The 25862-nt window shown below is 59.5% G+C and carries 21 protein-coding genes; 8 read left to right on the plus strand and 13 right to left on the minus strand.

What is annotated here, in order from left to right; all coding sequences use genetic code 11:
* Positions 1-267: 267 nt before the first annotated feature.
* The 4 genes from glnA to WB402_RS08925 form a co-directional block, all read right to left on the minus strand.
* Positions 268-1677, minus strand: a complete 1410-nt coding sequence (gene glnA / locus WB402_RS08910; RefSeq protein ID WP_424207016.1) for a glutamate--ammonia ligase — start codon at positions 1675-1677, stop codon at positions 268-270.
* A gap of 194 nt (positions 1678-1871) precedes the next feature.
* Positions 1872-3041, minus strand: a complete 1170-nt coding sequence (locus WB402_RS08915) for a cation diffusion facilitator family transporter (RefSeq protein ID WP_424207018.1) — start codon at positions 3039-3041, stop codon at positions 1872-1874.
* Entirely contained in the window at positions 3038-3271 is a 234-nt protein-coding gene (locus WB402_RS08920) for a sulfurtransferase TusA family protein (protein ID WP_424207020.1), read from the minus strand. Before WB402_RS08920 ends, WB402_RS08915 begins: the two co-directional genes overlap by 4 nt.
* A 40-nt stretch (positions 3272-3311) precedes the next feature.
* Positions 3312-4355: a tRNA (5-methylaminomethyl-2-thiouridylate)-methyltransferase gene (locus tag WB402_RS08925; protein ID WP_424207064.1), complete on the minus strand. Its 1044-nt coding sequence runs from the start codon at positions 4353-4355 to the stop codon at positions 3312-3314.
* Positions 4356-4785: 430 nt separating this feature from the next.
* Between WB402_RS08925 and mtgA the strand changes: the two genes are divergently transcribed.
* The 6 genes from mtgA to WB402_RS08955 all read left to right on the plus strand — a co-directional run bounded on the left by mtgA (position 4786) and on the right by WB402_RS08955 (position 10480).
* Complete coding sequence (gene mtgA, locus WB402_RS08930) at positions 4786-5754, plus strand: monofunctional biosynthetic peptidoglycan transglycosylase (RefSeq protein ID WP_424207022.1); 969 nt, start codon at positions 4786-4788, stop codon at positions 5752-5754.
* 77 nt (positions 5755-5831) lie between these two features.
* Positions 5832-6719 carry a glycine--tRNA ligase subunit alpha gene (gene glyQ, locus WB402_RS08935; protein WP_424207024.1) on the plus strand — a complete coding sequence of 296 codons (888 nt, stop codon included), beginning with the start codon at positions 5832-5834 and terminating at the stop codon, positions 6717-6719.
* A complete protein-coding gene (glyS, locus tag WB402_RS08940) occupies positions 6716-8803 on the plus strand; it encodes a glycine--tRNA ligase subunit beta (protein WP_424207026.1) in 2088 nt (695 codons plus the stop codon). Before glyQ ends, glyS begins: the two co-directional genes overlap by 4 nt.
* 9 nt (positions 8804-8812) lie before the next feature.
* Entirely contained in the window at positions 8813-9217 is a 405-nt protein-coding gene (locus WB402_RS08945; RefSeq protein ID WP_424207028.1) for a MazG nucleotide pyrophosphohydrolase domain-containing protein, read from the plus strand.
* Positions 9214-9765, plus strand: a complete 552-nt coding sequence (gmhB, locus tag WB402_RS08950; protein ID WP_424207030.1) for a D-glycero-beta-D-manno-heptose 1,7-bisphosphate 7-phosphatase — start codon at positions 9214-9216, stop codon at positions 9763-9765. Before WB402_RS08945 ends, gmhB begins: the two co-directional genes overlap by 4 nt.
* A gap of 1 nt (position 9766) precedes the next feature.
* On the plus strand, positions 9767-10480 hold the full coding sequence (locus WB402_RS08955; RefSeq protein WP_424207032.1) for a lysophospholipid acyltransferase family protein: 714 nt from the start codon (positions 9767-9769) through the stop codon (positions 10478-10480).
* An 81-nt stretch (positions 10481-10561) separates the two neighbouring features.
* Here WB402_RS08955 and rsmA read toward each other — a convergent pair whose 3' ends face one another.
* The 4 genes from rsmA to WB402_RS08975 all read right to left on the minus strand — a co-directional run bounded on the left by rsmA (position 10562) and on the right by WB402_RS08975 (position 16298).
* Positions 10562-11341, minus strand: a complete 780-nt coding sequence (gene rsmA / locus WB402_RS08960) for a 16S rRNA (adenine(1518)-N(6)/adenine(1519)-N(6))-dimethyltransferase RsmA (protein ID WP_424207034.1) — start codon at positions 11339-11341, stop codon at positions 10562-10564.
* Between the two features lie 108 nt (positions 11342-11449).
* A complete protein-coding gene (pdxA, locus tag WB402_RS08965) occupies positions 11450-12409 on the minus strand; it encodes a 4-hydroxythreonine-4-phosphate dehydrogenase PdxA (protein WP_424207066.1) in 960 nt (319 codons plus the stop codon).
* 75 nt (positions 12410-12484) lie between these two features.
* A complete protein-coding gene (locus WB402_RS08970) occupies positions 12485-13816 on the minus strand; it encodes a peptidylprolyl isomerase (protein WP_424207036.1) in 1332 nt (443 codons plus the stop codon).
* A 232-nt stretch (positions 13817-14048) separates the two neighbouring features.
* Positions 14049-16298 (minus strand): LPS-assembly protein LptD, encoded by a 2250-nt coding sequence (locus WB402_RS08975; RefSeq protein ID WP_424207038.1) that lies wholly within the window; start codon positions 16296-16298, stop codon positions 14049-14051.
* 105 nt (positions 16299-16403) lie between these two features.
* On the opposite strand from WB402_RS08975, the gene WB402_RS08980 reads away from it, so the two are divergent.
* On the plus strand, positions 16404-17399 hold the full coding sequence (locus WB402_RS08980; RefSeq protein ID WP_424207040.1) for an aminoglycoside phosphotransferase family protein: 996 nt from the start codon (positions 16404-16406) through the stop codon (positions 17397-17399).
* A complete protein-coding gene (gene murU, locus WB402_RS08985; protein WP_424207042.1) occupies positions 17396-18067 on the plus strand; it encodes an N-acetylmuramate alpha-1-phosphate uridylyltransferase MurU in 672 nt (223 codons plus the stop codon). The genes WB402_RS08980 and murU overlap by 4 nt, the downstream gene beginning before the upstream one ends.
* A 989-nt stretch (positions 18068-19056) precedes the next feature.
* Here murU and WB402_RS08990 read toward each other — a convergent pair.
* The 5 genes from WB402_RS08990 to WB402_RS09010 all read right to left on the minus strand — a co-directional run bounded on the left by WB402_RS08990 (position 19057) and on the right by WB402_RS09010 (position 25790).
* Positions 19057-19731, minus strand: coding sequence for an NrdJb (locus WB402_RS08990; RefSeq protein WP_424207044.1), 675 nt, complete (start codon positions 19729-19731; stop codon positions 19057-19059).
* Positions 19732-19884: 153 nt separating this feature from the next.
* Positions 19885-22095, minus strand: coding sequence for an adenosylcobalamin-dependent ribonucleoside-diphosphate reductase (locus WB402_RS08995; protein WP_424207046.1), 2211 nt, complete (start codon positions 22093-22095; stop codon positions 19885-19887).
* 299 nt (positions 22096-22394) lie between these two features.
* Positions 22395-23969, minus strand: a complete 1575-nt coding sequence (locus WB402_RS09000) for an AAA family ATPase (protein ID WP_424207048.1) — start codon at positions 23967-23969, stop codon at positions 22395-22397.
* 51 nt (positions 23970-24020) lie between these two features.
* Positions 24021-24953 carry a carbohydrate kinase family protein gene (locus WB402_RS09005; protein ID WP_424207050.1) on the minus strand — a complete coding sequence of 311 codons (933 nt, stop codon included), beginning with the start codon at positions 24951-24953 and terminating at the stop codon, positions 24021-24023.
* A 114-nt stretch (positions 24954-25067) separates the two neighbouring features.
* The gene (locus WB402_RS09010) at positions 25068-25790 is read right to left on the minus strand and encodes a TVP38/TMEM64 family protein (RefSeq protein ID WP_424207052.1); all 723 of its coding nucleotides are present in this window, start codon (positions 25788-25790) and stop codon (positions 25068-25070) included.
* Positions 25791-25862 lie beyond the last annotated feature (72 nt).

Consider the following 25862-nt stretch of genomic DNA (forward strand, 5'->3'; position numbering starts at 1 on the left):
TCGAACGTCAGCACCGCCGTCGTCAGGTTTTCGAGTATGCGTGAAGGGGATCCTGTGAGCATGGGCCACCTGTCGGGGGTTCTCAGGCCTGAAAAAACATGTTTCATGCCGGTCAGATTTCCTTGAAAATAAATAAGTTGCCAGCTTCCCATGTCTCAAGCTCTATCATGCACCAAAATGGTGCATGAAGCGATACTGTTCAGATTTCCAAAAACGAACGCCCCCGTCACGGGGGCGTTCGGCAGTACCGCGAGTGTCGTGCCCCCGTTAGACGCTGTAATACATATCGAACTCGATCGGATGCGTGGTCATGCGCAGGCGCGTGACTTCCGCCATCTTGAGATCGATATAGGCGTCGATCACGTCGTCGGTGAATACGCCACCGGCCTTGAGGAAAGCGCGATCCTTGTCGAGCGCCTCGAGCGCCATGTCGAGCGAGTGGCACACGGTCGGGATTTTCTTCGCCTCTTCCGGCTCCAGGTCATACAGGTCCTTGTCCATCGCCTCGCCCGGATGGATCTTGTTCTGGATGCCATCGAGGCCCGCCATCATCATGGCGGTAAAGGCGAGATAAGGGTTACTGCCGGCATCCGGGAAACGCACCTCGATGCGCCGGCCTTTCGGGTTCGGCACGTACGGGATGCGGATCGAGGCGGAACGGTTGCGCGCCGAGTAGGCGAGCATGACCGGCGCTTCGAAGCCCGGTACCAGACGCTTGTAGGAGTTGGTCAGCGAGTTGGTGATGGCGTTGAGCGCGCGTGCGTGCTTGATGATGCCACCGATATAGTAGAGCGCGGTCTGCGATAAACCGCCGTACTCGTTGCCGCTGAACAGATTTTTGCCGTCTTTCGCCAGCGACTGGTGCACGTGCATGCCGGAACCGTTATCACCGACGAGGGGCTTGGGCATGAAGGTCGCGGTCTTGCCGTAGCTATGCGCCACGTTGTGTACGCAGTACTTGTAGATCTGGAGGTCATCGGCCTTCTTCACCAAGGTGTCGAACAGCATGCCGATTTCGTTCTGGCCGGCGGTCGCCACTTCGTGGTGATGGGTTTCAATTTTGAGGCCCATTTCTTCCATGGCCAGGCACATGGCCGAGCGGATGTCCTGCTGCGAGTCCACCGGGGGTACCGGGAAGTAGCCGCCTTTCACCGTCGGCCGGTGGCCCAGATTGCCGCCTTCGTAAACCTTCTCGGTGTTCCACGAGGCTTCTTCGGAATCGATCTTCACGAAGCAGCCGCTGATGTCGGCGCCCCAGCGGATGTCATCGAAGATGAAGAATTCGGCTTCGGGGCCGAAGAAGGCGGTATCAGCCACGCCCGTGCTCTTGAGGTAGGCCTGGGCGCGCTTGGCGAGTGAACGCGGGTCGCGTTCATAACCCTGCATGGTGCTGGGCTCGATGACGTCACAGCGCAGGATCAGGGTTGGTTCCTCCATGAACGGGTCCATGACCGCGGTGGCCGCTTCCGGCATCAGGATCATGTCGGACTCCTGGATGCCTTTCCAGCCGGCGATGGAGGAGCCGTCGAACATTTTGCCATGCTCGAAGAGCTCGGCGTCCACGGTGCTGGCCGGCACGGAGACATGCTGCTCCTTGCCTTTGGTGTCGGTGAAACGAAAGTCAACGAACTTGGCCTTCTTGTCTTTGATCATCTTGATAACATCGGCGCCGGACATCGAAGTTCCTCCTGGGAAACGTTAAGCGTTATGTTTGCTGCTGCGCAGCGGAAAATAGAGTGCGTATTTTTGCACGAATTATGCCAGTCACGAACTTGTTATAAATCATATACTTAATGCGATCACCCTTAAATAAATCTGATATTATTGCACCATAAAGGTGCGTTTAATTTAAATTGTACCGAAATGGTGCATCAGTGGAAATGCACGTCCACCTTCCCAAGGTCCCGGTCATTCCGAACCGCGGCGGCGAACTGCTCGGCCAGTTTCCGGGCAGTGGTTGACGGGCTGATCGCATCCTGAGGAAGCAGCAGTTCTATATCGATACGTCCGTTCAGATAATGCAGTCTCATGTGCTCGATCAACCGCGCCTCGGGGATATCGCGAAAGTAGTTATCCAGACGCTTCTGGAGTTCATCGCGCAACGGTAATCCGGCGCAGCTGGGGACGTTGACGTCCTCTTCGGTGTCAATGTGTACCATTACGTCGGACAGGGGCGCGATATCCCTGACGAGCGCGGCGCGTACCATTTCGCTGATCTGATGCCCCTCGGAGACGCTCACATGGTCGTCTACGATGATATGCACATCGGCCAGCGCCTGCTCGCCCACGCGCCGCGTGCGCAGCAGGTGCAGCGCCTTCACGCCGCTGATCGAAAGAATGACCCGGCGGATGGATTCAAGGTCTTCCACGTCCAGTCCGGTGTCAATCAGTTCGCGCAGCGACTGCCAGGCGAGTTCACCGCCGACCTTCACCACCATGAGCGCCACGATCAGGGCGGCAACCGAATCGAGGTATCCGAACCCCAGCAGGCTGCCGCCGATGCCGGCTGCCACGATCAGCGAGGACAGGGCATCCGAACGGTGGTGCCAGGCGTTGGCGCGCAACATGTTCGAATCGAAACGGTCGGCCACGACCATGGTATACCGGTAGAGCCCTTCCTTGGCCCCGAGCGTGATGACGGCGATCCACAGGGTCATGGCGGAGGGGACCACGAAAGTTTGCGCCGAGGACAGGCGTATGCCGGCGCTGATGGCAATACCGGCACCGACCACCACCAGCATGATACCGAGGATCATGGTCACGGCGGTTTCGATGCGCGCGTGGCCGTAGGGGTGTTCCTGGTCGGCGTCTTTTCTCCCGTGCTTCAGTGCGAACAGCACCATGAAATCGGTCACAAAGTCGGATAGCGTGTGCAGGCCATCGGCCACCAGCGCCTGGGAATGGCCCACGAAACCGAAGATGATCTGCGCTACTGTGAGGATCAGGTTCCAGACCACGCTGACCAGTGTGACCCGCCGGCTAGCCTCGTAGCGGGCGTCGTTCGAGGCGTCGAAATGACCGTCTTCATGAGCGGCGCTCATACCGCCCCCCCGACCCGCAAAATAATTGACACCTCTTTGTCGACATGCGTGACGGAGACAATCTCGTGACCGTGGACCCGGCACCAGGACGGTATGTCGTGCAGAGCGCCGGGATCGGTGGCATACACCTCGAGCGTGTCGCCAGGCGCGAGCTCGGCGATGCGGTTCTGGGTACGTATAACCGGCATGGGACACAGCAGATAGCGTGCATCCAGTACGAAATGACTCATAACTGTACCCCTACTCCGCTTCGCTTCGCTCGTCTTGTCATTATAAATACCACTCCGGGGGAACCTCGGTTGCCGGCAGCGGAGCGACCTTAAGCTCGCGGCTGTTCCCCTGTAAGTCGGTCACGGTCAGGGTGACCGATTCGGCCTCGCGGCCTTTGCCGAAACGCGCAGTCAGGCGCGCGGCGAGTTCAAGATCGTCCTCGTTCGCGGTTCCGTCGATAAGTACCAGTGGGCCTTCATGGCTCGTGGCATGAAGGTGGACGAAGCGCTTGCGGTAGCCCTCGAGAAAATTGTTCTCGCCCTCGTCGCGACCGACGATCAGTTTGAAATTCGGGCGCGGTCGCAGGTGCCGCCCGACCTTGAGCAGCATGATATCGTCGAGTTCGTAGTGTTTGCTGCCACGCGTGGACCATAAGTCCTCGAGTTTGTGCGAATATTGCTCGTTGGTGAGGAAACAGCACCCCCCGGCCGGTTGGGCGTAATCCGTGAGACCGTATTTTGCCGCCAACGCCATCTGCGGCTTGCGGCTGCGGCCGTTGAAATCGAGCAATTTGTTACGATCCACCCAACCCTCGCGCTCCGGCAGGGTTTCGGGCAGAAGTCTGGCGCACAGCGGCCGCAACAGCCGGTCGAAGGCGCCGGATTCGCGCGCCACCACTGGCATGGTGTCGCGACGCTGCGACATCGGTCGCTGACCCAGCACCTCACCGGTGATGATGAAATCGAAGCCGTTCTTTTCCATCCATTCGCGCGCCTTGCGGACCATGAAGCCCTTGCAGTCGAGACAGGGGTTGAGATTGGCGCCGTAACCGTGCTTCGGGTTGATGACGACATCCTTGTACTCCTCGATGACCTCGATGATGTGCAGCTTGATGCCGAGCTGCTCCGCCGTCCACAGGGCGTTGTTGCGCTTCGGCTTGGCGTGCTCGTGGTTGCGGATCGCATGCGTGTGTCCCTCCACGCAAAAGCCGGTATAGAAGTTGATGCCTTCGACGTAGATGCCCTGTTCCAGCATGACCTTGGCGGCGAGCATGGAATCGAGCCCGCCTGAGATCAGTGCCACGGCCTTGCGCGGCGCACCCATTGCCGGGGCCGCGCGTGCGGGTGTAATCGAAGTGGCCGGGAGCGGCTGCTGGGGTGACATGGAGAATACCGTTATGGAAATCCGGGGAGGGAGATACTAGCCCAAACAGGGGCTCTGGGCACGCCTTGGTCAATGATGCGTCTGTGGGTGCGAACAAAAGGGCCCTTGCGGGCCCTTTTGTCATGCCGGACTGCTTGGGACCGGCTTTTTCCTCCGTGGCGATTCAGGCGAGACCCGAAGCACGCCGGAACGTTAACCAAATCCGGGCATGGAGTCTACCCCGGGGAAGGGGAACCGATTGATCCATTGTCGGTCTTTGTGACCAGCGCGTCGAAACGAAAGCCACGTGGTCGGGTAAGCTCCCTGGCGGCGGTGCTAAAATAGCGACACCGCCGTCACCAGGCGGCTTGGAAGGGATGGTTTAATCGGTATGTTCTGGAAACGGCGCCGCGGCAAACGCGGCTTGAAAGGATTTCTGCGGCGCGCCGGGCGAGTATTGCGCTGGTCGTTTCGAATCCTGTTGTTGCTTCTGGTCCTCGACCTGTTTTATCTCGCGGTGACCTGGCCCGACTGGAAGAAGCTTGCCACCGGGCCGGTGCCCAAGTCGGCGTTCATAATCGAATACGAAAAACAGTTGGCCGATCACAAGGACTGGCCGCGGTTGCGGTGGCAACCTGTGCCTTTGTCGGCCATCCCGAAACACATGATCCGCTCGGTGATCCTGGCCGAAGACAGCCGCTTCTACCAGCACAGCGGATTTGATCTGATCGCCTTCAAGGAGGCGATGGATTACAACCTGAACCAGGGCCGCCTGGTGCTCGGCGCGAGCACCGTCTCGCAGCAAACCGTGAAGAACCTGTTTCTAAGTTCCTCGCGCAACCCGCTGCGCAAGTGGCATGAGTTGATCCTCACCTGGGGCATGGAACGGAATCTCAACAAGCGGCGCATCCTCGAGCTCTACCTCAATGTGGCGCAGTTCGGGCGCGGCATCTACGGCGTGCAGGCGGCCGCGCAAACGTACTGGGGGCTCGCCTCCGATCAATTGTCCCCGGCGCAGGCGGCGGAACTCACCGCCAGTCTGCCGAGCCCGGTGAAAAACAATCCGGCTACCCACACGCGTTATTTCGAGAAGCGCGCCCGGAAGATTCTCGCGCTTCTGGAACGCTACCCGGGCGATGCCGTCGACACCGTGTACGAACGGACACCCGAACTTTTTGCGCCACCGCCGGATTACGGCAGCGACATGAATGAACCCATGCCCGAAAATGGAAGCGCGCCGCCGCCGGTGGAAGAGCGTAACGAGCCGCCGGTGACCGAAAACGGAAACGCACCGCCGGAGACCGATGCGACCGGCAAACCACCGGTGGAAGATCTTTCCATCCCGGCCAATAGGCCCTGAACCGCGTCCTGTACCCGGGGGCGGGGCAGGGTATAATCCGGCCAAACGAGCCGGACGCCCCGCAAAAAAATACGCCCGTGACCTTCCAGGAACTTATCTTCACGCTGTCCCGGTACTGGGCCCGCCAGGGCTGTGTCATCCTGGAGCCGTACGATATCGAGATGGGCGCCGGGACGTTTCACACCGCTACTTTCCTGCGTGCGCTCGGGCCCGAGCCGTGGAAAGCGGCCTATGTGCAGCCGTCGCGCCGTCCGAAGGACGGCCGCTACGGCGAGAACCCCAACAGGCTGCAGCACTACTACCAGTTCCAGGTGGTGCTCAAGCCATCGCCGGATGACATCCAGGAACTCTATCTCGATTCATTGCGCGCCATCGGCATCGACACGAAAAAACACGATATCCGCTTCGTCGAGGATGACTGGGAATCGCCCACGCTCGGCGCCTGGGGTCTCGGCTGGGAAGTGTGGCTCGACGGCATGGAGGTCACGCAATTCACCTATTTCCAGGAAGTCGGCTCGCTGCCGTGCAAGCCGGTGTTGGGCGAAATCACCTACGGCCTCGAGCGCCTCGCGATGTATCTGCAAGGGGTCGAAAATGTTTTCGATCTGGTGTGGACCCAGGGCACGAGTTACGGCGATGTGTATCACCAGAACGAGGTGGAACAGTCGAAATACAACTTCGAGCACTCGAACGTGAATTGGCTGTTTCAGCAGTTCAATGATTACGAATCCGAAGCGAAACGTCTGATGGAGCTGAACCTGCCGTTGCCGGGTTTCGAGATGGTGATGAAGTGCTCGCACACGTTCAATCTGCTCGATGCCCGCGGCGCCATCTCCACCACCGAGCGCGCCGCCTACATCGGGCGCGTGCGCGCCCTCGCGCGCCTGGTGGCGCAAAGCTACTACGACTCGCGCGAGCGGCTGAACTTTCCCCTGCTCAGGCAGATAAAGACGAAAAAATCATGACCTCGCCTTTGCTGGTTGAACTGCTTACTGAGGAGTTGCCGCCCAAGGCGCTCGCCCGGCTGATGGAGGCGTTCAGCCGGGGTATTTTTGAGGGACTTAAAGAAAAAAATTTTCTGGCCGGCGCTGCCGAGTCGTGTCCATATGCAACCCCGCGACGACTCGCGGTCGTTATTTCAGACGTGCTGGACAAGCAGCCGGATCGCATCGTCGAGCGCAAGGGGCCGGCGGTGGCCACGGCGCTCGACGACGCCGGTAATCCGACGCCCGCCTTGCTGGGATTTGCCAAGTCTTGCGGCGTGGATGTCGCAAAACTCGCGCGACGTCCCGGCGACAAGGGCGAGTATTTTGTCTATTCCTCGAAACACAAGGGCGAGCCGCTGAAGCAACATATCGCGGCCGTTGTCGAGGTGGCACTCAAGAAATTGCCGATTCCCAAAGTCATGCGCTGGGGCAGCGGCGAGGCGCAATTCGTGCGACCGGTGCATGGCGTGATCCTGCTGCATGGGAAAAAATCCGTACCGGGAACGGTGCTCGGACTCAAGAGCGGCAACAAGACCCACGGTCACCGTTTCCTGAGCCAGGGACCGATCACGATCGGCCAGGCAAAAGATTACGAAAAAATCCTGAAACAATCGGGCAAGGTATTGGTTTCTTTTGAAACGCGGCGTGAGGCGATCGCCAAGGCGCTGGACGCGGAAGCCAGGGAGATCACCCCGGGCGCCAACTGGAATTTGGGCAAGACGGCGGATCTCATAGACGAAGTCACCAGCCTTGTCGAATATCCCGTGGTGCTCGCCGGCGGCTTCGACAAGGCGTTTCTCGAGGTGCCGCAGGAATGCCTCATCATCAGCATGCAGCAACACCAGAAATATTTTCCGGTCGCTGATAAAGATGGAAAGTTGCTGTCGCGTTTTCTTTTCGTGAGCAACATGAAGGCCGCCAACCCGAAAGAGATCATTCACGGAAACGAACGTGTGTTGCGCGCGCGGCTGTCGGACGCCCGGTTTTTCTACGATCAGGACCGCAAACAGAGGCTTGCCGACCGCTTGCCGCGGCTGGGTAATGTCGTCTACCACAACAAGCTCGGCAGCCAGCTCGAGCGCGTGCAGCGGTTGGAAAAACTCTCGGGCAAGATCGCGCAATTGCTCAAGGCCGATCGGGCGCATGCCGAACGCGCGGCGCAATTGTGCAAGGCTGATCTGCTCACCGAAATGGTGGGTGAGTTCCCGGAATTGCAGGGCATCATGGGGCGTTACTACGCCAAATACGACCACGAGCCCACGGTGGTGGCGGATGCGGTCGAGCAGCATTATTGGCCGCGCTCCGCGGGCGGCGAGCTCCCGAAGCATCCGATCGCCGTGTGCGTGGCGCTGGCGGACAAGCTCGACACCCTGGTCGGCATCTACGGTATCGGCCTGGTGCCGACCGGCGAGAAAGACCCCTTCGGCCTGCGACGCGCGGCGCAGGGCGTGGTGCGCATCCTGGTGGAAAAATCGCTGGCGCTCGATGTGAAAGACCTGCTGGCCAGCGCGCGCAGCCAGTTTCCGAATGGCGTTATTGCCGACACCGTCGTGCAGGATTTGCATGGCTTCATGCTCGAACGCCTGAAGCCTTATTTGAAAGAAAAGGGTTTCGAGCCGGACGAGATCGACGCCGTGGTGTCGCTCGCGCCCACGCGTCTGGATCAGGTGCTGCCGCGCCTGAAGGCGCTCAAGGAATTCCGCGCGCTGCCCGAGGGGCAGGCGCTGGCCGCGGCCAACAAACGCATCCGTAATATCCTGCGTCAAGCCGGCGGGACACCCTCCGACAAAGTGGACACCGGGCGCTTGGCCGAGCCGGCGGAACGCAAACTTTCCGAGGCGATACAGACGTTGGAAGCGCAGGTGGCGCCGCTTTTCAAGGCGGGTAATTATACCGAGGCGCTCAAACGCCTGGCCGGGCTGCGCCCGGCGGTGGATGAGTTTTTCGACAAGGTGATGGTAATGGTGGATGACGTTGCCGTGCGCGATAATCGCCTGGCCTTGCTCAATCGGCTCGGCAACCTGTTTTTGAACGTTGCGGATATTTCGCGGCTGCAAAGCTGAGGAGGAAGTATGACAATTTCGTCTGGAACGAAATTGGGCGCACGAAGGGCGCCCGCAGGGCGCGCTCCAGGAAAGGAGCGCGTCAACAAGGATTCCTACCAGGACATGCTTGCGACAGTACAGTCGTTTCACGACAAGCACCGTTTCCGCGAAACCGGTGGCGAGGAACTGGCCTATCGCGTGGCATTGATGACCGAAGAGCTCGGCGAAATATCGGCCTGCGTGACCAAGGGAAAATCGAAAGAGCATCTGGCCGAGGAATGCGCCGATCTTTTCATCCTGATTCTCGGCACGGCCATCGCCGCCGATTTCGATCTGCGCCAGGCGTTTTGGGACAAAATGAAGAAAGTGGAAAGCCGCGAATCGCGCATGATCAACGGCCGCATCCGCGTCTCGGAGTTCCGCGACACATGAAGCTCGTCATCCTCGACCGCGACGGTGTCATCAATCACGACTCGGACGAATACATCAAGTCGCCCGAGGAGTGGGTGCCGATTCCCGGTAGCCTCGAGGCGATCGCGCGCCTGCACCGCGAGGGCTACAAGGTCGTGGTCGTCACCAACCAGTCCGGCGTAGGCCGTGGGCTGTTCGACATGAACATGCTCGGGCGCATTCACTCCAAGATGCTCGAGGCGGTGCGCGCCAAGGGCGGCGAGATCGACGCCATTTTCTTCTGTCCCCACCGGCCCGAGGACAACTGCCGTTGCCGCAAACCGCAGCCCGGCCTGTACCAGGAAGTCACCGAACGGCTCAAGGTGAACCTGAGCGGCGTTTATTCGGTGGGGGATAGCGAGCGGGATATTATCGTGGCGCGTCTGGTTTCGGCACGCCCGGTGCTGGTGCGCAGCGGCAAGGGCAAGCGCACCCAGAAGAAAAGCAAGGTGCTGGCGGACGTTCCGGTGTTCGAGGATCTGGCGGCGTTCACCGATAATCTCCTCTCCGGCAAACTGCCCGCTAACTGACTTGGTCCTGCTCCGTTCTCTCCTGTTTAATGTCGTGATGTTGCTGTCGGCGGCGGTCTACGCCCCGCTCATGCTGCCGACCGTTGTTCTGCCGTTTGCGCTCCGCTATCGTCTGATCAGCGCCTGGGCGCGATTCCAGTTGATCGTGCTGAAGCATTTGTGCCGGCTCGATTACCGGGTGGAAGGACGCGAGCATCTGCCCGGTGGCGCGGCGATCATTCTGTCGAAACACCAGTCGGCCTGGGAGACGATCGCCTTCCAGGGAATCTTTTTGCCGCAGACGTGGGTGCTGAAGCGGGAATTGCTGTGGATTCCCCTATTCGGCTGGGCGCTGGCGCTGCTGCGGCCGATTGCGATCGACCGTAGCGCGGGCCGCAAAGCGATCGAGCAGGTTATCGAACAGGGGCGCGAACGCTTGCAGTCCGGCATCTGGGTGGTGGTGTTTCCCGAGGGTACGCGCGTGGCGCCCGGTACGCGCAAGCGCTACGCCATGGGCGGCGCGGTGCTGGCGGCCGAGACCGGTTACCCGGTGGTGCCGGTGGCGCACAACGCCGGTTCGTTCTGGCTGCGACGCGGTTTCCTCAAGCGCCCCGGCACCGTGCGCGTCGTTATCGGCCCGGTAATCGACCCCCGCGGCCAGACGGCGGAGGCGATCATTAAACAGGCGGAAGAATGGATTGAAAAAAAAATGGTGGAATTGGAAAAAACGGCATAACCACAGCGTTGCTTAAACTGCTTGCCACGCGCCTCCATATCAATTCGCTTGTCGGAGATGGCGAAAAATTCCATAAAGTGATCATCTCGGTCCCGCGTTGCTGAGTGAAGCGAATTCGGCGAGCGAGAGCGTTTCGGCGCGCCGGACCGGGTCAATACCCAGGGCGAGCATGTCCTCCACGCTCAGCAATCCCCTCAGGTTATTGCGCAGGGTTTTGCGGCGGCTGGCGAAGGCCGCGCGTACCAGCAGCGCAAACCGTGCGGGGTCGTCGACCGGCACGGGCGGGGTGGTATGCGGCACGAGTCGCACGACGGCGGAATCCACCTTCGGTGGCGGCGTGAAGGCGCCGGGCGCGACGACAAAGAGTTTCTCCACGGCGCAGCGGTACTGAATCATGACCGAGAGGCGCCCGTAATCCTTTCCGCCCGGCGCCGCGCGCAGCCGCTCCACCACTTCCTTCTGCAGCATGAACAGCATGTCCTTGATGCATCCGGACTGATCCAGCAGATGAAACAGGAGTGGCGTGGAAATGTTGTATGGCAGATTGCCGACCACTCGCAACTGGTTGCCGACAGGCGCGAGCCCACAGAAGTCGAATTTCAGCGCATCGCCCTGGTGCAGTGTCAGCTGCTCGCGCGAGAAGTCGGATTCGAGGTGCGCAATCAGATCGCGGTCGAGTTCCACGGCGTCGAGATGCGTCACGCGCGCTAGCAGTTCGCGCGTCAGCGCGCCCGTGCCCGGACCGATCTCGACCACATGGTCGCCGGCCTGCGGCGCCAGTGCCGCGACGATACGCCCAACGACATTCCGATCGTGCAGGAAATGCTGGCCGAAGCGCTTCTTGGGATGAGGGGAACTCATGCAAACGAAAATTTCACGGGATTTACAGAATTAAGCAGGATTAACAGGATTAAATCAAAAACTTTATCAAAAAGTCCTGTAAATCCTGAAGATTCTTGTGAATCCTGTCTATTGTTTTTTGCTTGCAAGCGTCAGCGCCGTCTCGATCGCGGCATTCAGGCTCGTGGAGTCGGCACGTCCGGTGCCGGCGAGTTCCAGTGCCGTGCCGTGGTCCACCGAGGTGCGCACGAACGGCAGGCCGAGCGTGATGTTCACGGCATGGGTGAAGTCGTGGTGCTTCGGCACCGGCAGGCCCTGATCGTGATACATGGCGAGTACCGCGTCCGTGTCCGCGAGCTGCGCCGGGATGAAGGCGGTGTCCGCGGGTACCGGACCGCGCAGGCGCATCCCTCGCGCTGACAAGTCCTCGAGCACTGGTTCGATCACTTCGATTTCCTCGCGTCCCAGATGCCCGGATTCGCCGGCATGGGGGTTTAGGCCGCAGACCAGAATACGCGGGTCGGCGATGCCGAACTTCTGCTTCAGATCGTTGTGCAGCACTTCGAGCACTGCAGTCAACCGCTGGCGCGTGATCGCGCCCGGCACCGCCGCGAGCGGAAGATGAATCGTGGTTAATGCCACACGCAGACCGGGGCAGGCGAGCATCATCACCGGCTGTGCCGCGCCGCTCTGCGCGGCGATTAATTCGGTGTGGCCGGTGAAGGCGATACCCGCGTCGTTGATGATGCCCTTGTGCACCGGCCCGGTGACGAGTGCGTCGAACTCGCCGCGCAGGCAGCCGGCGACGGCGGTTCTCAGTGTTTCGATCACGTAGGAAGCGTTGGCGACATCCAGTTGGCCGGGTTTGACGGGATGTTTCGCCTTTGCCGGCAGCACGTAAACGCCTGGACCCGCGGCATCGCGTCCCTTCCATTGGCGCGTGACGAATGTCAGGTGCAGTTGTTGTGCCCGCGCTTCCAGTATGGCGGGATCGGCGATCAGAACCAGTGCATAGGCCGGCGCTTGCTGGACGAGACGTACGGCAATATCCGGCCCGATACCAGCAGGCTCGCCGGGGGTGAGGGCGATGACGGGAGCGTGGGGCGAGGGGCGTGGGGCGTGGGGCGTGTTCGATAATTCCTTGTGCTCTTTACTCCTCACCCCTTATTCCTCACTCACGAGGTATTCCACGAAAGCTTCGTCGCGCAATTGCCGTGCCCATTGCTCGTAGCGTTCATCGGCCTTGCGCGCGTGGATTTGCTGTCGGGCAGCGGCCTCCATACGTTCCTGGGTAATATCGTGGGTGCGCCGGTCGAGCACCTGGATGAGATGCAGTCCGAATGACGTGCGTACCGGCTGGCTCAGCTGGTTCGGCATGAGCAAGTTCATGGCTTTTTCAAACTCCGGCACCATCATGCCGGGATTGACCCAGCCGAGATCTCCGCCGTTGGCGGCCGAGCCGGTATCTTCGGAATGCGCGCGCGCCAGCGCCGCGAAATCATCGCCGTTCTCGACGCGCTCGCGCAGGTTGAGCAGCTTTTGGCGGGCGTCCTCCAGTGACTGGATTTCGCTCGTCCGCAGCAGAATGTGACGCACATGAGTCTGGGTCACGGCCTCGGCCTGCGCCGCGCCGCGCTTGTCGTTCAGCTTCAGGATATGGAATCCATTGGGGCTGCGGAGAATTTCGCTGATGCCGCCTGGTGATAAGCTGCTGAGCGCGCTCAGAAACAGTTCGGGCAGCTCGCCCGGTTTTTTCCAGCCGAGACTGCCACCCTTGAGGGCGTCCGCCCCCTGGGAATAGCTGACGGCGATTTGCTCGAAATCGGCCCCCGCTTTCAACTGACGCAGGATATCATCGGCGCGCTTTTTTGCTGCCTGAATTGCCTCGGGCGAGGCCGATTCGGGTATGCCGATCAGGATGTGCGAAAGATTGTAGTTAACATCCATGTCCGCCCGGCTCTGCGGATTTTCCAAAAAGTGGCTGACCTCGCTATCGGTCACGTTAACGCGGTTACTAATCTCGCGTTCGAGCAGATGCTGGATGGTCAACTGGTCGCGGGTTTGGGCACGGAACGCGTCGACATCCATGCCGCTCTTCGCCAGGGCCTTGAGGAAATTTTCTTCACTCAAGTTATTGCGCCGGGCGATGGTTTCAATCGCCTGATCCACATCGGATTCGCCTACACGAATCCCGGTCTGCACGGCGAGCTGGAGCTGCAGGCGCTCCAGCACCATCCGGTCGAGCAATTGTTTCCGGAGTATGTCGTCCGGAGGTGTTTTGATTTTTTCGAGAGTGAGTTGTTTTTTGGTTTCCAAGAGACGATTCGCCAGTTCGGTTTCAGTGATCACGTCGTCATTGACAATGACCAGGATGCGGTCGATCTTCCCGGAGACATTTGAGGGTGCGGGAGCGGCCGCCATGATCGACGGCAGCAACAACAGGAGCAGCCCGAGTATCGCATTTCTGGGCGCGGTGGATTTGGCAACAAGATGCATGGTTTCCAATAGGGATATTAATGTAGCCCTGCTTCGCTCGTCTTGTCATTCATATCAATGACCGACACTCCGGCGCGGTACCGGAGCAACGTTAGGATAACATGAACTAGCTGCCGGCTCCTGTGGCGCAACGGCTTCGGACGAGACGCAAAGCCGTCATATTTATCAAGTGCCAACTCTGAGCCGCCTGGCCACTATTGTCGATAGCGCTCATGCCCCTAGGGCGGTGGCGCTAGGGAACGGTGGCCTGTGGCGCCGTGGATGGTGAGGGGAAGGAAAACATGCTTTGGTGGAGCGGGCTGTCCGGTATGCGGCCAAACTTGGACAGACCGGTCAGTTCCAATTCGAACATGATCGAAGTGTTCTGGGTAGCGGCGTTGTTATTGGTTGTGTCGACCAAAAGCCGCCGGGTGCCCACGACGCGCAGTGCCCAGCAGCAGGCGCCGTATTCCACGCCGGCGTAGCTGTCCACGTTGCGGTGGTCGCGTCGTGAATACAACGAGCGCGCGCGGAATGTCCAGCGCCCCGCGATCGGCCACTCGGTGGAGATGTCCGTCTGATCGAGGTCGTCGCGGGAAAACCGCCTGCCGACATTCACGATGCGGTTTTTGGCCGGGTTGTACTGGAAGTAGTAGTTGTATTTCTGGAAACGATCGTCAATCCCGTTCCATTGAACGGTGGAGCGGGCATGCCAGTGGCTGGCGAGGGTGGCGGAGGCCTCGCCGAAGATGTCGGAGAAGGCCGCCCCGTTCGTCCCCGGCGGCAGGTTGACCTGCCGGTCGGCGAAGTAATAAATCCTGCCGATGCTCGCGCGTCCGCGTTCGGCGCCGTCCTTCTCGTCGAGGAACCGCGTGGTCAGCGCCGCGGTGATCTGGTTGGAGTCACCGATGCGGTCGCCGCCAACGAAGCGGTTGTCGCGGAACAGGTTGGAGAAGCTCAGGTCCGGGACGGTGGTATCGAAATTGGGCAAGCCGTCCTGGCTCTTGGCCGGGATGTAGAGATAGTACAGGCGCGGCTCGAGAGTTTGCGCGTACAGGCGTTCGCCCCAGCGTGAGTCGCGCTCAAAGATCAGCCCGCTATCGAGGCTGAATACCCCCCTTGTCAGTGCCGGTGTCGCATCGGGGGCGTCCGTGAGATGGTAAGAGATTTGCCGCACGCCCAATTTGGGGATGAGAAAACCATAGCTGTTTGAAAGCGGCAGGTTCACGGCGGGGTACAGGTTCAAGCGTTCGCCGGTAACACTTGCACTGCGCTCAAAATTCACCGCCTCGCTATCGAAGTAATAATTTACCCGGTTGGGTTCAACCGGCCGATTGAGAGCAAGGTTGAGTTGCGGCAGCCGTGCGTAAGGACGGTCGGTCACCGCGACGGTGGGGTCGATCGTTTGATATTCCGCTGCGAGAGCGCTGAAGTTCCACATCGGGCCGCGGTAGTCGACCTCGGCGTTCTGCGGCAGGTGCGTCTGGCTGGTGATGCCGATGTTGTCCCCGAAATCGTTGAAATAATTATCATCCGACACATGTCGCACGTCTATTTTGCCCGACCACAACTGACTGAAGACCTGCTTGTGCTGATAAGTAACTGCCGTACGGTCTTCATCGTTAGCCATGCGGTCGTTTGGGAGCGCCTCGAGATCGAACTTCCCTTCCGATTGTCGAGTCAGGTAGCGAAACTGATTTTGCAGTTGCAAGCCGCGCTTGCTCATATACTGTGGTGTCAGAGTATCGTCGTAATTAGGCGCGAGATTGAAGTAATAAGGGGCGGCGATCTCCAGACCGCGTTGGCTCGAGTGGCCCAGGCGCGGAGCCAGAAATCCCGACTTGCGTTCATCCGATATCGGAAAATTGAGATAGGGCAGATAAAAAACAGGCACATTGAAAAAATTGACCGAAGCGTCATAGGCGGTGCCGATATCTTCCTGGGTGTCGAGCTTCAGTTCGCGCACTTTCAGAAACCAGTCGTCCTGGCCCGGCGCGCAGGTGGTGTAACGTGCCCGCTTGAGAATCGTCAGGTCTGGCCCTTTGAAGTCGATGTGCTGCGCATCGCCACGGGCGCTGTCGTTCTCCAGATGGAAGGTGCTGGGGCCGGCATAACCGATGCGCGATTCAAGATTAAGCTGTGTCTCCTGTGTCTGATAATACGAGCGGGCGGAATCCTTGAGGGTGACGTTGCCGGTGGCATCCGCCTGACCCGTGGTCTCGTCGTAGCGCAGTTGATCGGCGGTCAGGGATTGATCGCCCCGGTGCATTTCCACGTTCCCGGCAAACTCGCTGAAACCACCTTGCGCCGAACGCAGTTCCTGCGCGCGTATGTCTGTAGGTAGATTCTCGGCGGCCGGCGGGCGAGGTTTCTTGGCGGTGGACAGGCGAGGAGGCCGCTCCGGGCAGATGCCTTCTTCCACAGACCGTGCCGCCGGGCTCCATCCCGCTGCCACGACGACGATCAGGCACAGGGCAACACGGGCGGAATGCACAAGAGGCATGGGAACCAGAGTGTCATTGTTTTATGATGGGTGACATAAAATTGCATACTATGTATCCCCCATCAAGCTTTTCCGCCCGCGCGGGTGACATTCGCAAGGCCGCACTTGGACACACGTCTTGACGCACTCAAGGACTGGATCGCGCGGGTGCTCGGCGCCGGCCGATTCGACATCCGACCGGCCTCGGCGGACGCGAGCTTTCGCCGTTATTTCCGGATTACCGTGGGACAACGAAGTCTTATTGCCATGGACGCGCCGCCGGACAAGAGCGACATGCATTCCTACGTGGCGATTGCCCGCCGTTTCCATGAGCTGGGACTGAACGTGCCGGAGGTCCTGGAGGAAAACCACGATCAAGGATTTTTCCTCATTTCCGATCTGGGCGACCAACTCTACCTGCGGCACCTGAGCGACCAGACCGTGGAGCGGTTATACGGCGATGCCATGGGGGCGCTGGTGGTCTTGCAAGCTGGCAGTTTCACTCAGGCCGCCGGGAAATTCCTGCCGGACTATGATGAGACGCTGCTCCAGCGTGAAATGGAGATCTTTCGCGAATGGTATCTGGGACGTCATTTGGGGCTGAAACTCACTGCCGGGCAGCAGGCGGCGCTGGATGAGACGTTTACGATTCTGGCGCGCGCCGCACTGTCGCAGCCGCAGGTGTGGGTACACCGCGACTATCATTCACGCAACCTGATGGTGACCGATCGCAACAACCCCGGCATCCTCGATTTTCAGGATGCGGTCCGAGGACCGGTGACCTACGATCTCGTGTCGCTGTTGCGCGACTGCTACATCGCCTGGCCGCGCGAGCGGGTCGAGGATTGGGTTAAGGGCTATCACGACCTGGCGCTGCAGTCCGGCATACCGGTGGACGATGACGACAACCAGTTTCTCCGCTGGTTCGACCTCATGGGCGTCCAGCGTCATCTCAAGGCCACCGGCATCTTTGCCCGACTCAATCATCGCGATGGCAAGCCCGGCTACTTGAGTGATATCCCGCGTACCTTGGGCTACGTGCAAGCGGTGGGCGCTCGCTACCCGGAACTGCAAGCGTTGAATGCGTTGTTGCGAGAGCTCAAGCTGACGGAGGGCGCATGAGTTTAAAGGTCATGATTCTGGCGGCGGGCCGCGGGGAACGCATGCGACCGCTGTCGGACACCGTCCCCAAACCGCTGCTCGAGGCTGGCGGCAAACCTCTGATCGTGCATCTGATCGAAGGACTGGCCCGTCACGGGCTGCGCGATCTCGTGATCAACCACTCACATCTGGGGGAAAAAATCAGCACCTATCTCGGCGATGGCGACCGGTATGGGGCGCATGTCGCCTATTCGCATGAAGAAGGCGGTGGGCTCGAGACCGGCGGTGGTATTTTCAAGGCACTGCCCCTGATCGACACCGATCCGTTCATGGTGATCAATGGCGACATCTGGACCGATTACCCCTTTGACCGTCTGCCTACCCGTCTCAACGGCTTAGCACATCTCGTGCTGGTGGATAATCCACTGCAGCATCCGCAGGGTGACTTTGCGCTGCGGGAGGGAAAGCTGTTCACGGAAGGAGCACCACGCCTGACGTTCAGCGGTATTGGCGTCTATGCACGCGCCCTGTTTGCGGAATGTCGTCCGGGCAAGTTTCCGCTGGCGCCGTTGCTACTCACCGCCATAGCCCAGGGTCAGGTCAGTGGCGAGCATTACACCGGTCGCTGGCGGGATGTGGGCACCCCGCAACGCCTGGCCGACCTGGATCGGGAACTGCGCGGCGCATGAAAAATGACAAGAAGAACGAAGTAGGGCTACCCATTTTATGACAAGACGAGCGAAGCAGGGCTACATTATTGACGCTCCTGCTGACGGGAGCAAATTTTGACCGCGATAAGGTCTTGTTTTCCCTTGTGTTACCTCTAGAGCGGGGCACTCGAGCTCGATACTCCGAAAATCATCCGCGGAAATGTCGAAGATCTGAGAAAACGGGTCGACGACAGGTAATAAATGTCGCTCTGCTGTTCTCGTACGTCTGAACAAAATAAAAAAACCGGTAACACCTCGCTAGCCTTAACAACCAAGCGGGTGCTACCGGCTTATCACCTGCGAAGGCGGACAGGGTTATCCGAGGCGGCGACGGCTTACCGCACTGCCAGCGAAATTCCCCTCGCCTGTCGCGTTATTTCTTCTTCGGTGCTTTTTTCTTGGCCTTTTTCTTGGCTGCCATGATGAGCTCCTTTGGTTTGGGGTTAAGGGACTTGCAGGGAAGTCAGGGGCCAAAACCCCCCGACGCTACTGCTCGTTGCCACGATTTTGACGGGGGCAAAATCGGCCGCGCCGAAAGGCGCGAGAAAATGAAAAAGACAGTCTTGGACTGTCTTTTGATGGAATCGGGACAGAGGTACGGGCCAGGGTTTACTGGCGGATATGACATAGCGAGGGGAGCGGGAAGAACAGGACCTGGCAGCCGGACACCGCTGCAGGTGGGTACTATTATGCTTGCTACCAGTTGTCGAGCTTCGCAATCGATCCATTAACTCTTGGTTGATCCTGGTTCCACCCGGCGCCGCGATGATCTGCATGCCTATCGGCGGCATCCCGCAATCCGGGCAGTGACATCCGTGTTCAACGTTCACTTCATGTCTAGCACACTGTCCTAGTGTGTCAAGACATTAAGTCAACGGAAAAAAAATTGCAAACACTTTTTTGCATCCTTCGCTTCGTCAGCGACATCCACGGAGCACTTCTGAAAATTTTCCGCGCGTATCAAAACGTCATCCGCACTTCGAGTCGCCGCAGTTGAGACAGGTCATGCATCCATCCATCTTGATGACGGCCTTGGTCGAACACTTGACGCAGAGTTGCGCATCCGATGGGAAGTCGCAGGCCTCATCGCTGGCGGTTTCTATCGCGTTGGCGCGTTTTTTCAGTTCGGCATGCTTCTCGGCGATGAACTGCTGGCGCGCTGCGTCCGGTTCCTCGGTCTGGATCAAGCCGATCAACTTCAGATGACGCTCGATGACATCACCCAGATCGGCCACGAGCGAGGGGGTGTATTTTCCCTTCTTGAAATAGCCGCCGCGCGGGTCGAACACCGAGTGCAGCTCCTCCACCAGGAAGGTGACGTCACCGCCCTTGCGGAACACGGCGGAGATGACCCGGGTCAGCGCCACCACCCACTGGAAGTGGTCCATGTTCTTGGAGTTGATGAAGATCTCGAACGGCCGGCGCTTCTCGTGGGGCGTGTCCGGGTTGAGCACGATGTCGTTGATCGTGACGTACAGGGCATGCTCGGTGAGGGGGGTCTTGATCTTGTAGGTCGACCCCAGCAGCATCTCGGGCCGTTCGAGTTTCTCGTGCATGTGCACGACATTGCTCTCGGCAGGGCGCTTGGGCTCCTCTTTGACGACCTCGTACCCGGTGATCTTCTGTTCAATCTTGATAGCCATAATGAACTCCTGATCCTCTATCCTTAAATTGTGTCGTCTTCGGTGACGTTAAAAGCTACTTGCGGGCGGCTCCGCCCCCTGCACCTTGGGTGACTTTCTCTTGCTTGTCCAAGAGAATGTATTTCTGATATTTCTGGTCTATATTTAGGACTCTTAAAACCGACCGTAATAGCCTTCCTTGAGGGCGTCGTACAGGTTGGCGGCGGAATGGACCTCGCCGTCGTACTCGATCTCCTCGTTGCCCCGGACCTCGATCATCTCGCCATTGGCCAGCTGGAAGCGGTAGGTGGTGTTCTCGAGGTCCTTGTCCTTCACCAACACACCCTGGAACGCCTGCGGGTTGAAGCGGAAGGTGGTGCAACCCTTGAGACCCTTCTCATAGGCATACAGGTAGATGTCCTTGAAGTCCTCGTAGGGGTGGTCGGTGGGCACGTTCGCCGTTTTGGATATCGACGAGTCCACCCATTTCTGCGCGGCCGCCTGCACATCCACATGCTCGCGCGGATTGATGTGGTCGACCGTGATGAAGTAGTCCGGCAATTTCGCCTGCGGGTCGTCCGATTCCGGGGCGGCCTTGGGATTGACCAGGGTGCGGTAGGCGAGCAACTCGAAGGAGAGTACGTCCACCTTCTCCTTGGTCTTGCGGCCTTCGCGGATCACGTTGCGGCTGTACTGGTGCGCGAATGACGGCTCGATGCCGTTGCTGGCATTGTTGGCCAGCGACAACGAGATGGTGCCGGTCGGGGCGATCGAGGTATGGTGCGTGAAGCGCGCGCCTTTCTCGGCGATGCGCGAGGTGAGCGCGGCATCGAACTGCTGCATGTAACGGCTGTAGCGGGCGAGCAGCACCTTGCCCTTGACCTTGTCGCCGACCTTGTGCCCGTCGCGGCACATCTCCGGACGCCTGACCAGCATTTCTTCGGTGACCGTGAACTCGTCCTCCATGATCGGGGCCGGACCCTTTTCCTCGGCAAGCCCGATGCCCACCTCCCAACCCACCTCGGCCATCTCGCGTGCCACGCGTTCGGTGAACTCGAGCGATTCGGGCGAGCCGTATTTCATCCGCAGCATGGTGAGCGTGGAGCCCAGGCCCAGGAAGCCCATGCCATGGCGGCGTTTATGGTGGATTTCATGGCGCTGCTGCGCGAGCGGCAGGCCGTTGATCTCGACCACGTTGTCGAGCATGCGGGTAAAGACCGCCACCACCTCGCGATACTGCTCCCAGTTGAAACGCGCGGCATCGGCGAACGGCTCTTCGACGAACTTGGTCAGGTTCACCGAACCCAGCAGGCACGAACCGTATTGCGGCAGCGGCTGCTCTCCGCACGGGTTGGTGGCGCGGATGTTCTCGCAGAACCAGTTGTTGTTCATCTCATTGATCTTGTCGATCAGGATGAACCCGGGCTCGGCATAATCGTAGGTCGAGGCCATGATCAAGTCCCACAGGCGGCGCGCCGGGAGGCTTTTGTATATCTTGCAGGCTACCTGGCCGAGGTTGTTGGTGATGTAACCCTTGGTCTCCGGCCAGTAGCGCCAGACAATGCGTGATTCGGGGTCTTCGTATTCATGACGACTGACGGGGAACAGCAGGTCCCAGGACCCGTTCTTTTTCACCGCCTGCATGAACTCGTCGGTGATCAGGCAGGAGAGATTGAACTGGCGCAACCTTCCGTTCTCGCGCTTGGCCTTGATGAAATCCATGATGTCCGGGTGCGCGATGTCGAAGGTGCCCATCTGTGCGCCGCGCCGGCCCCCGGCGGACGAGACCGTGAAGCACATGGCATCGAAAATATCCATAAAAGAGAGGGGACCGGAGGTATAAGCTCCGGCCCCGCTCACAAACGCCCCTTTGGGGCGGAGGGTAGAGAACTCGTAACCGATGCCGCAGCCGGCCTTCAGGGTCAGGCCGGCTTCGTGCACGGAGGACAGGATTCCGTCCATGGAGTCCGGGACCGTCCGCGACACCGTGCAATTGATGGTGCTGGTGGCGGGTTTGTGTTCGAGAGCGCCGGCGTTGGAGATGATGCGCCCGGCCGGAATCGCCCCGTTTTGCAGGGCCCAGAAGAATTTTTCGAACCATTCCTCGCGTTTTTCCGGGGTATCCTCTACGTCGGCGAGGGCGCGGGCCACCCGGGCATAGGTTCCGGCGATGCCTTGGTCAATGACTTCGCCGGTTTTGCTCTTGAGGCGGTACTTTTTATCCCAGATATCCAGCGACGCCGGTTGTATGGGGATTTCCGTCCTTAGGTCCGCAGACGCGCCATCTCCTATGGCAGGACGAGCGAGCGAAGCGAGCAGGGCTTCCGATTCGGCGCGCTTTTCAGTGACAACCGGGTTTTCCGCTTGTAATTGGACGACCTTCATTGATTTCTGTCCTCCGGTGCCTGTCTGTGGGGCACTTGCCGTGCCAGTTTTTAGTGAAATACTAGGTATCGGGCCTATGACTTTGGCCAACCACAATATGTTGTAGTTTTAGACCCATAAGGTGGGTGATGTCAAGATTGCAATTTTTTATAGCCACAGCACGGAGGGTGGGTGGGAGGGGGAGGTGGCTTTACCTTATATATGTTTCGTCGATCCACGCGATGGAGCAACGGTACTGTGTTTTTTGTAAACCTCAAGCATCTGTACCAGGTTGACCTGGCCAAGCGGGTGCGAGTCATTCATCCGGGACTGATCAACGCGCGAAGCTTCTGTTTTAGTACTGCGATGTTGAGTGACGCTCCGCCATCGACGATCAGCGCGGCCCCTTGCTCATCGGCGGTAAGCGGCTCCCGGGTGGATAACTGGCGATCAAGCACGGCCTGGTCCGCCTCGGAAGCCTCGCGCGATTGCCGGCTGCGTTGTTGCAGGCGCGCGCGCAGGACACTTTCCGGAGTCTGTACATCGAGAATCGCGAATGGGACGCGCATCTGTTCGGCTACGGCGCGCAGCTGGTCGCGCAGGTGTCGTTTGAGGAAGGCGGCGTCCACGATCACCGGATGTCCGGCCTGCAGGATGGTCTGGGCCAGTTCCGCCAGCCGCGCATAAGTGCGCCGGCCGGCCTCGACCGTGTAAATCCCGCTGTCGATCGCCGAGCCGCTGCGCGCGTGTGGCGCCAGCCCGTGCAGGCGTTTGCGCTCGACATCGCTGCGCAAGCGGATGGTGCCAAGGCTCTCCAGCAATTGTTGCGAAAGCCAGGTCTTGCCGCTGCCCGACAGACCGTGGGTGATGATGAGCGCAGCACGCTGTGTTTGAGTGTAACGTTCGGCGAGATTCGCGTAACCGAGATACTCCTCGCGCACCCGCCGTTTTTCTTCATCACTCAGGTCGCCCTGACATGAGCGAATACAGGCAACCTTGGCGCGCACCATCGCGCGATACACCTGGTAGAAGCCAAGCACCGCGAGACCTTCGTAGTCGCCGGTATGTTCGAGGTAGGCATTGAGCGCGCGGCGGGCAAGATCGGCGCGCCCGCGATCGTCGAGATCCATTGTCAGGAAAGCGACTTCGCTCATGGTATCGATCCAGCGCAGGTTGTCGCTGAATTCGAGGCAATCGAAGAACGTCACGCGCTCATCGAGCCATACCATGTTGGCAAGATGAGCGTCGCCGTGACATTCGCGGATAAATCCGAGACGCTTGCGGTTTTCAAATGTCTCGCGAAGTTCAGCAAAGGCCGTCGCGCTCCAGTTTTCCAGGCGCAGCAACTGCGGCTGATCCGGAGGTTCGAGGCGTGAGCGGATCTGGGTGAAATTCTGTGTTACCGGCTCGCGCACATGTTCCGGATTGCCGAAGGGTTTGTCGTTGCCAGCAATCGCTATCCGGCCGTGAAATGCGGCCAGCTCCTGCGCCAGCAGGTCGATGTGTGTCGCTTGCAGTTCGCCGCGCGCGAGCATTCGATCGAGCCGCGCCTCTTCGGAAAACTGGACCATCTTGACGGCGTATTCGATGGCCTCGCCGGAACCATTGAGCCGGGGGGAAGCGGGCGAGCCGGAAATGGGGATTACGCCAAGATAGAGTGCTTCCGCCAGACGCCGGTTCAGGCGCAGTTCCTCCTCGCAATAGAAGCGGCGTTTGTCGAGCGTGCTGAAATCGAGAAACCCGAGGTTCACCGGCTTCTTGATTTTGTAGGCGTAGGGGCCGGTGAGGATGACCCAGGAAATATGCGTTTCGACCACGTGAATGTTCCGCACCGCATGGTCGTAGCCGGCGGGATCGAGCAACGCCTGAATCAGGGGTGGAAGTCTGTTATCCACGGCATGGTCTCCTTCCACGAGCCGGCGGAAGGAGCCAGACCCCGCCGGCGGCTACCAACTATATCCGAAGCTGTCGCGGAAGCGGATGGCGAATTCGTCCGGCGTGAAGCGGTGATTCTGGGTGCCATGATGCGCGATCTTGATGGCACCGATGAGCGACGCAATGCGACAGGTGGTTTCCCAGTCCATCCCGCGCGCCAGGCCATAGAGCAGGCCGGCGCGGTAGGCGTCACCACAACCGGTCGGATCGTTGACTTCGGTTACTGGAACCACCGGGATTTCGATCACGCACCCGTCGGTATAAACGCAGGAGCCGCGCGCGCCGAGCGTGACGATCATTCCTTTTACGTATTTTGCCAGTTGGCTCAGGGATTTTTCGGTGCGCTCCTGCATCAGCTCGGCCTCGTAATCATTGAGCGTTACCCACGTGGCCTGTTCGATGAAGGCCATCAGGTCGTCGCCATCGAACAGCGGCATGCCCTGCCCGGGGTCGAAGATGAAGGGAATGCCGGCCTCGGCGAATTGCCGTGCGTGCTGGATCATGCCCTCGCGCCCGTCGGGCGAGACGATGCCGAGCTTGACGCCATTGGCATCGCTCACATGGGTTTCGTGCGAGCGGTTCATGGCCCCGGGATGGAATGCGGTGATCTGGTTGTCATCCATGTCGGTGGTGATGAAGGCCTGTGCGGTGTAGGTGTCCTCGCATACCTTGATGTGGCGACGGTTGATGCCATGTTTGTCCATCCATTCGGCATAGAAACCGAAGTCCTTGCCGACCGTGCCCATGGGCAGCGGCTCGCCGCCGAGGAGCTTGAGACTGTAGGCGATGTTGCCGGCGCAGCCGCCGAACTCGCGGCGCATTTTCGGGACCTGGAACGAAACGTTCAGGATATGCACCTTGTCGGGGAGGATGTGATTCTTGAACTGGTCCTGGAAGACCATGATGGTGTCGTAGGCGAACGAACCGCAAATCAGCGCTGACATGGATGGATCCTGTTAATCTCTGTTGAGTAGAAAGACAGCCAATCGGAACGGGATTGTCCGGTGCGCCAAGGCTGTTTGCAAGTCACTGAATATCCGATATTCGGCTCATCCGATCTACTCGGACGGGGGTGATTTATCCCTGGGTTCCTTGTGCAGAGCGCCCGACATCCGCCGGAGCACTAGCTCAACGCGATCGCGATAGATCATGACGAGCAGAATGACCGCGAGGCTGAAACCGACGACGGTGAAAAGCGCGCCGTAATGCGCGTCGCGGAAGTACGTCCCGCCCATGGTAAGCAACACCGTACCGAGCAGGCGACCGGTTGCGGAGACGAGTAAAAAGTCGCGCTGCTGCATGTGGCCCAGGCCGAGCACGTAGCAAAGAATATCCTTGGGAAAACCGGGGATGAGAAACATGAGGAACGCCAGCAACAGCCCCTTGTGCTGCATCACGTAGTCGTATCGCTGAATTGTCTCGGCGCTCACGAAACGTTCGACCAGTGGCCGGCCGAGCAGCCGCGCCAGCATGAACGCGATCCACGAGCCGATGGTCAACCCGATGGTGGAATAGACAACGCCCCACACCGGCCCGAACAGAATGCCGCCCACAAAACCGGTCACCTCGCCGGGTACCGGCGCGGCCACGACCTGCACAATCTGAAGGCCGATGAAAATCGTCGCGGCGTGGGTGCGGTTTTCCTTGATGAATTGCAGCAAGCGATTTTTGCTCGTCAGCAAATCGATCATGCCGGTCGCATACAGGACATAGGCCATGCCAGCCATGACCGCGATTGCCAGCAGGAGCAGGAGAACCGTCTTTTTGTCCAGTTTAAACATGTCGGTGTTGCCCGCTGAGCCCCTTTTATTTCATTGTAGGCGGGCCGAACGCATGCGGGATGATACCATCCT

It is taken from the genome of Sulfuricaulis sp. (assembly GCF_049587675.1).
Taxonomy (GTDB): domain Bacteria; phylum Pseudomonadota; class Gammaproteobacteria; order Acidiferrobacterales; family Sulfurifustaceae; genus Sulfuricaulis.

Coding starts and splice junctions, on each gene's coding strand:
- WB402_RS08990 (WP_424207044.1), bottom strand. CDS start 19,731: ATGGCTATCAAGATTGAACAGAAGATCACCGGGTACGAGGTCGTCAAA.
- glyS (WP_424207026.1), top strand. CDS start 6,716: ATGACCTCGCCTTTGCTGGTTGAACTGCTTACTGAGGAGTTGCCGCCC.
- murU (WP_424207042.1), top strand. CDS start 17,396: ATGAGTTTAAAGGTCATGATTCTGGCGGCGGGCCGCGGGGAACGCATG.
- WB402_RS09010 (WP_424207052.1), bottom strand. CDS start 25,790: ATGTTTAAACTGGACAAAAAGACGGTTCTCCTGCTCCTGCTGGCAATC.
- WB402_RS08995 (WP_424207046.1), bottom strand. CDS start 22,095: ATGAAGGTCGTCCAATTACAAGCGGAAAACCCGGTTGTCACTGAAAAG.
- glnA (WP_424207016.1), bottom strand. CDS start 1,677: ATGTCCGGCGCCGATGTTATCAAGATGATCAAAGACAAGAAGGCCAAG.
- rsmA (WP_424207034.1), bottom strand. CDS start 11,341: ATGAGTTCCCCTCATCCCAAGAAGCGCTTCGGCCAGCATTTCCTGCAC.
- WB402_RS09005 (WP_424207050.1), bottom strand. CDS start 24,953: ATGTCAGCGCTGATTTGCGGTTCGTTCGCCTACGACACCATCATGGTC.
- WB402_RS08920 (WP_424207020.1), bottom strand. CDS start 3,271: ATGAGTCATTTCGTACTGGATGCACGCTATCTGCTGTGTCCCATGCCG.
- WB402_RS08945 (WP_424207028.1), top strand. CDS start 8,813: ATGACAATTTCGTCTGGAACGAAATTGGGCGCACGAAGGGCGCCCGCA.
- WB402_RS08915 (WP_424207018.1), bottom strand. CDS start 3,041: ATGAGCGCCGCTCATGAAGACGGTCATTTCGACGCCTCGAACGACGCC.
- WB402_RS08975 (WP_424207038.1), bottom strand. CDS start 16,298: ATGCCTCTTGTGCATTCCGCCCGTGTTGCCCTGTGCCTGATCGTCGTC.
- gmhB (WP_424207030.1), top strand. CDS start 9,214: ATGAAGCTCGTCATCCTCGACCGCGACGGTGTCATCAATCACGACTCG.
- WB402_RS08925 (WP_424207064.1), bottom strand. CDS start 4,355: ATGGGTGCGCCGCGCAAGGCCGTGGCACTGATCTCAGGCGGGCTCGAT.
- WB402_RS08970 (WP_424207036.1), bottom strand. CDS start 13,816: ATGCATCTTGTTGCCAAATCCACCGCGCCCAGAAATGCGATACTCGGG.
- mtgA (WP_424207022.1), top strand. CDS start 4,786: ATGTTCTGGAAACGGCGCCGCGGCAAACGCGGCTTGAAAGGATTTCTG.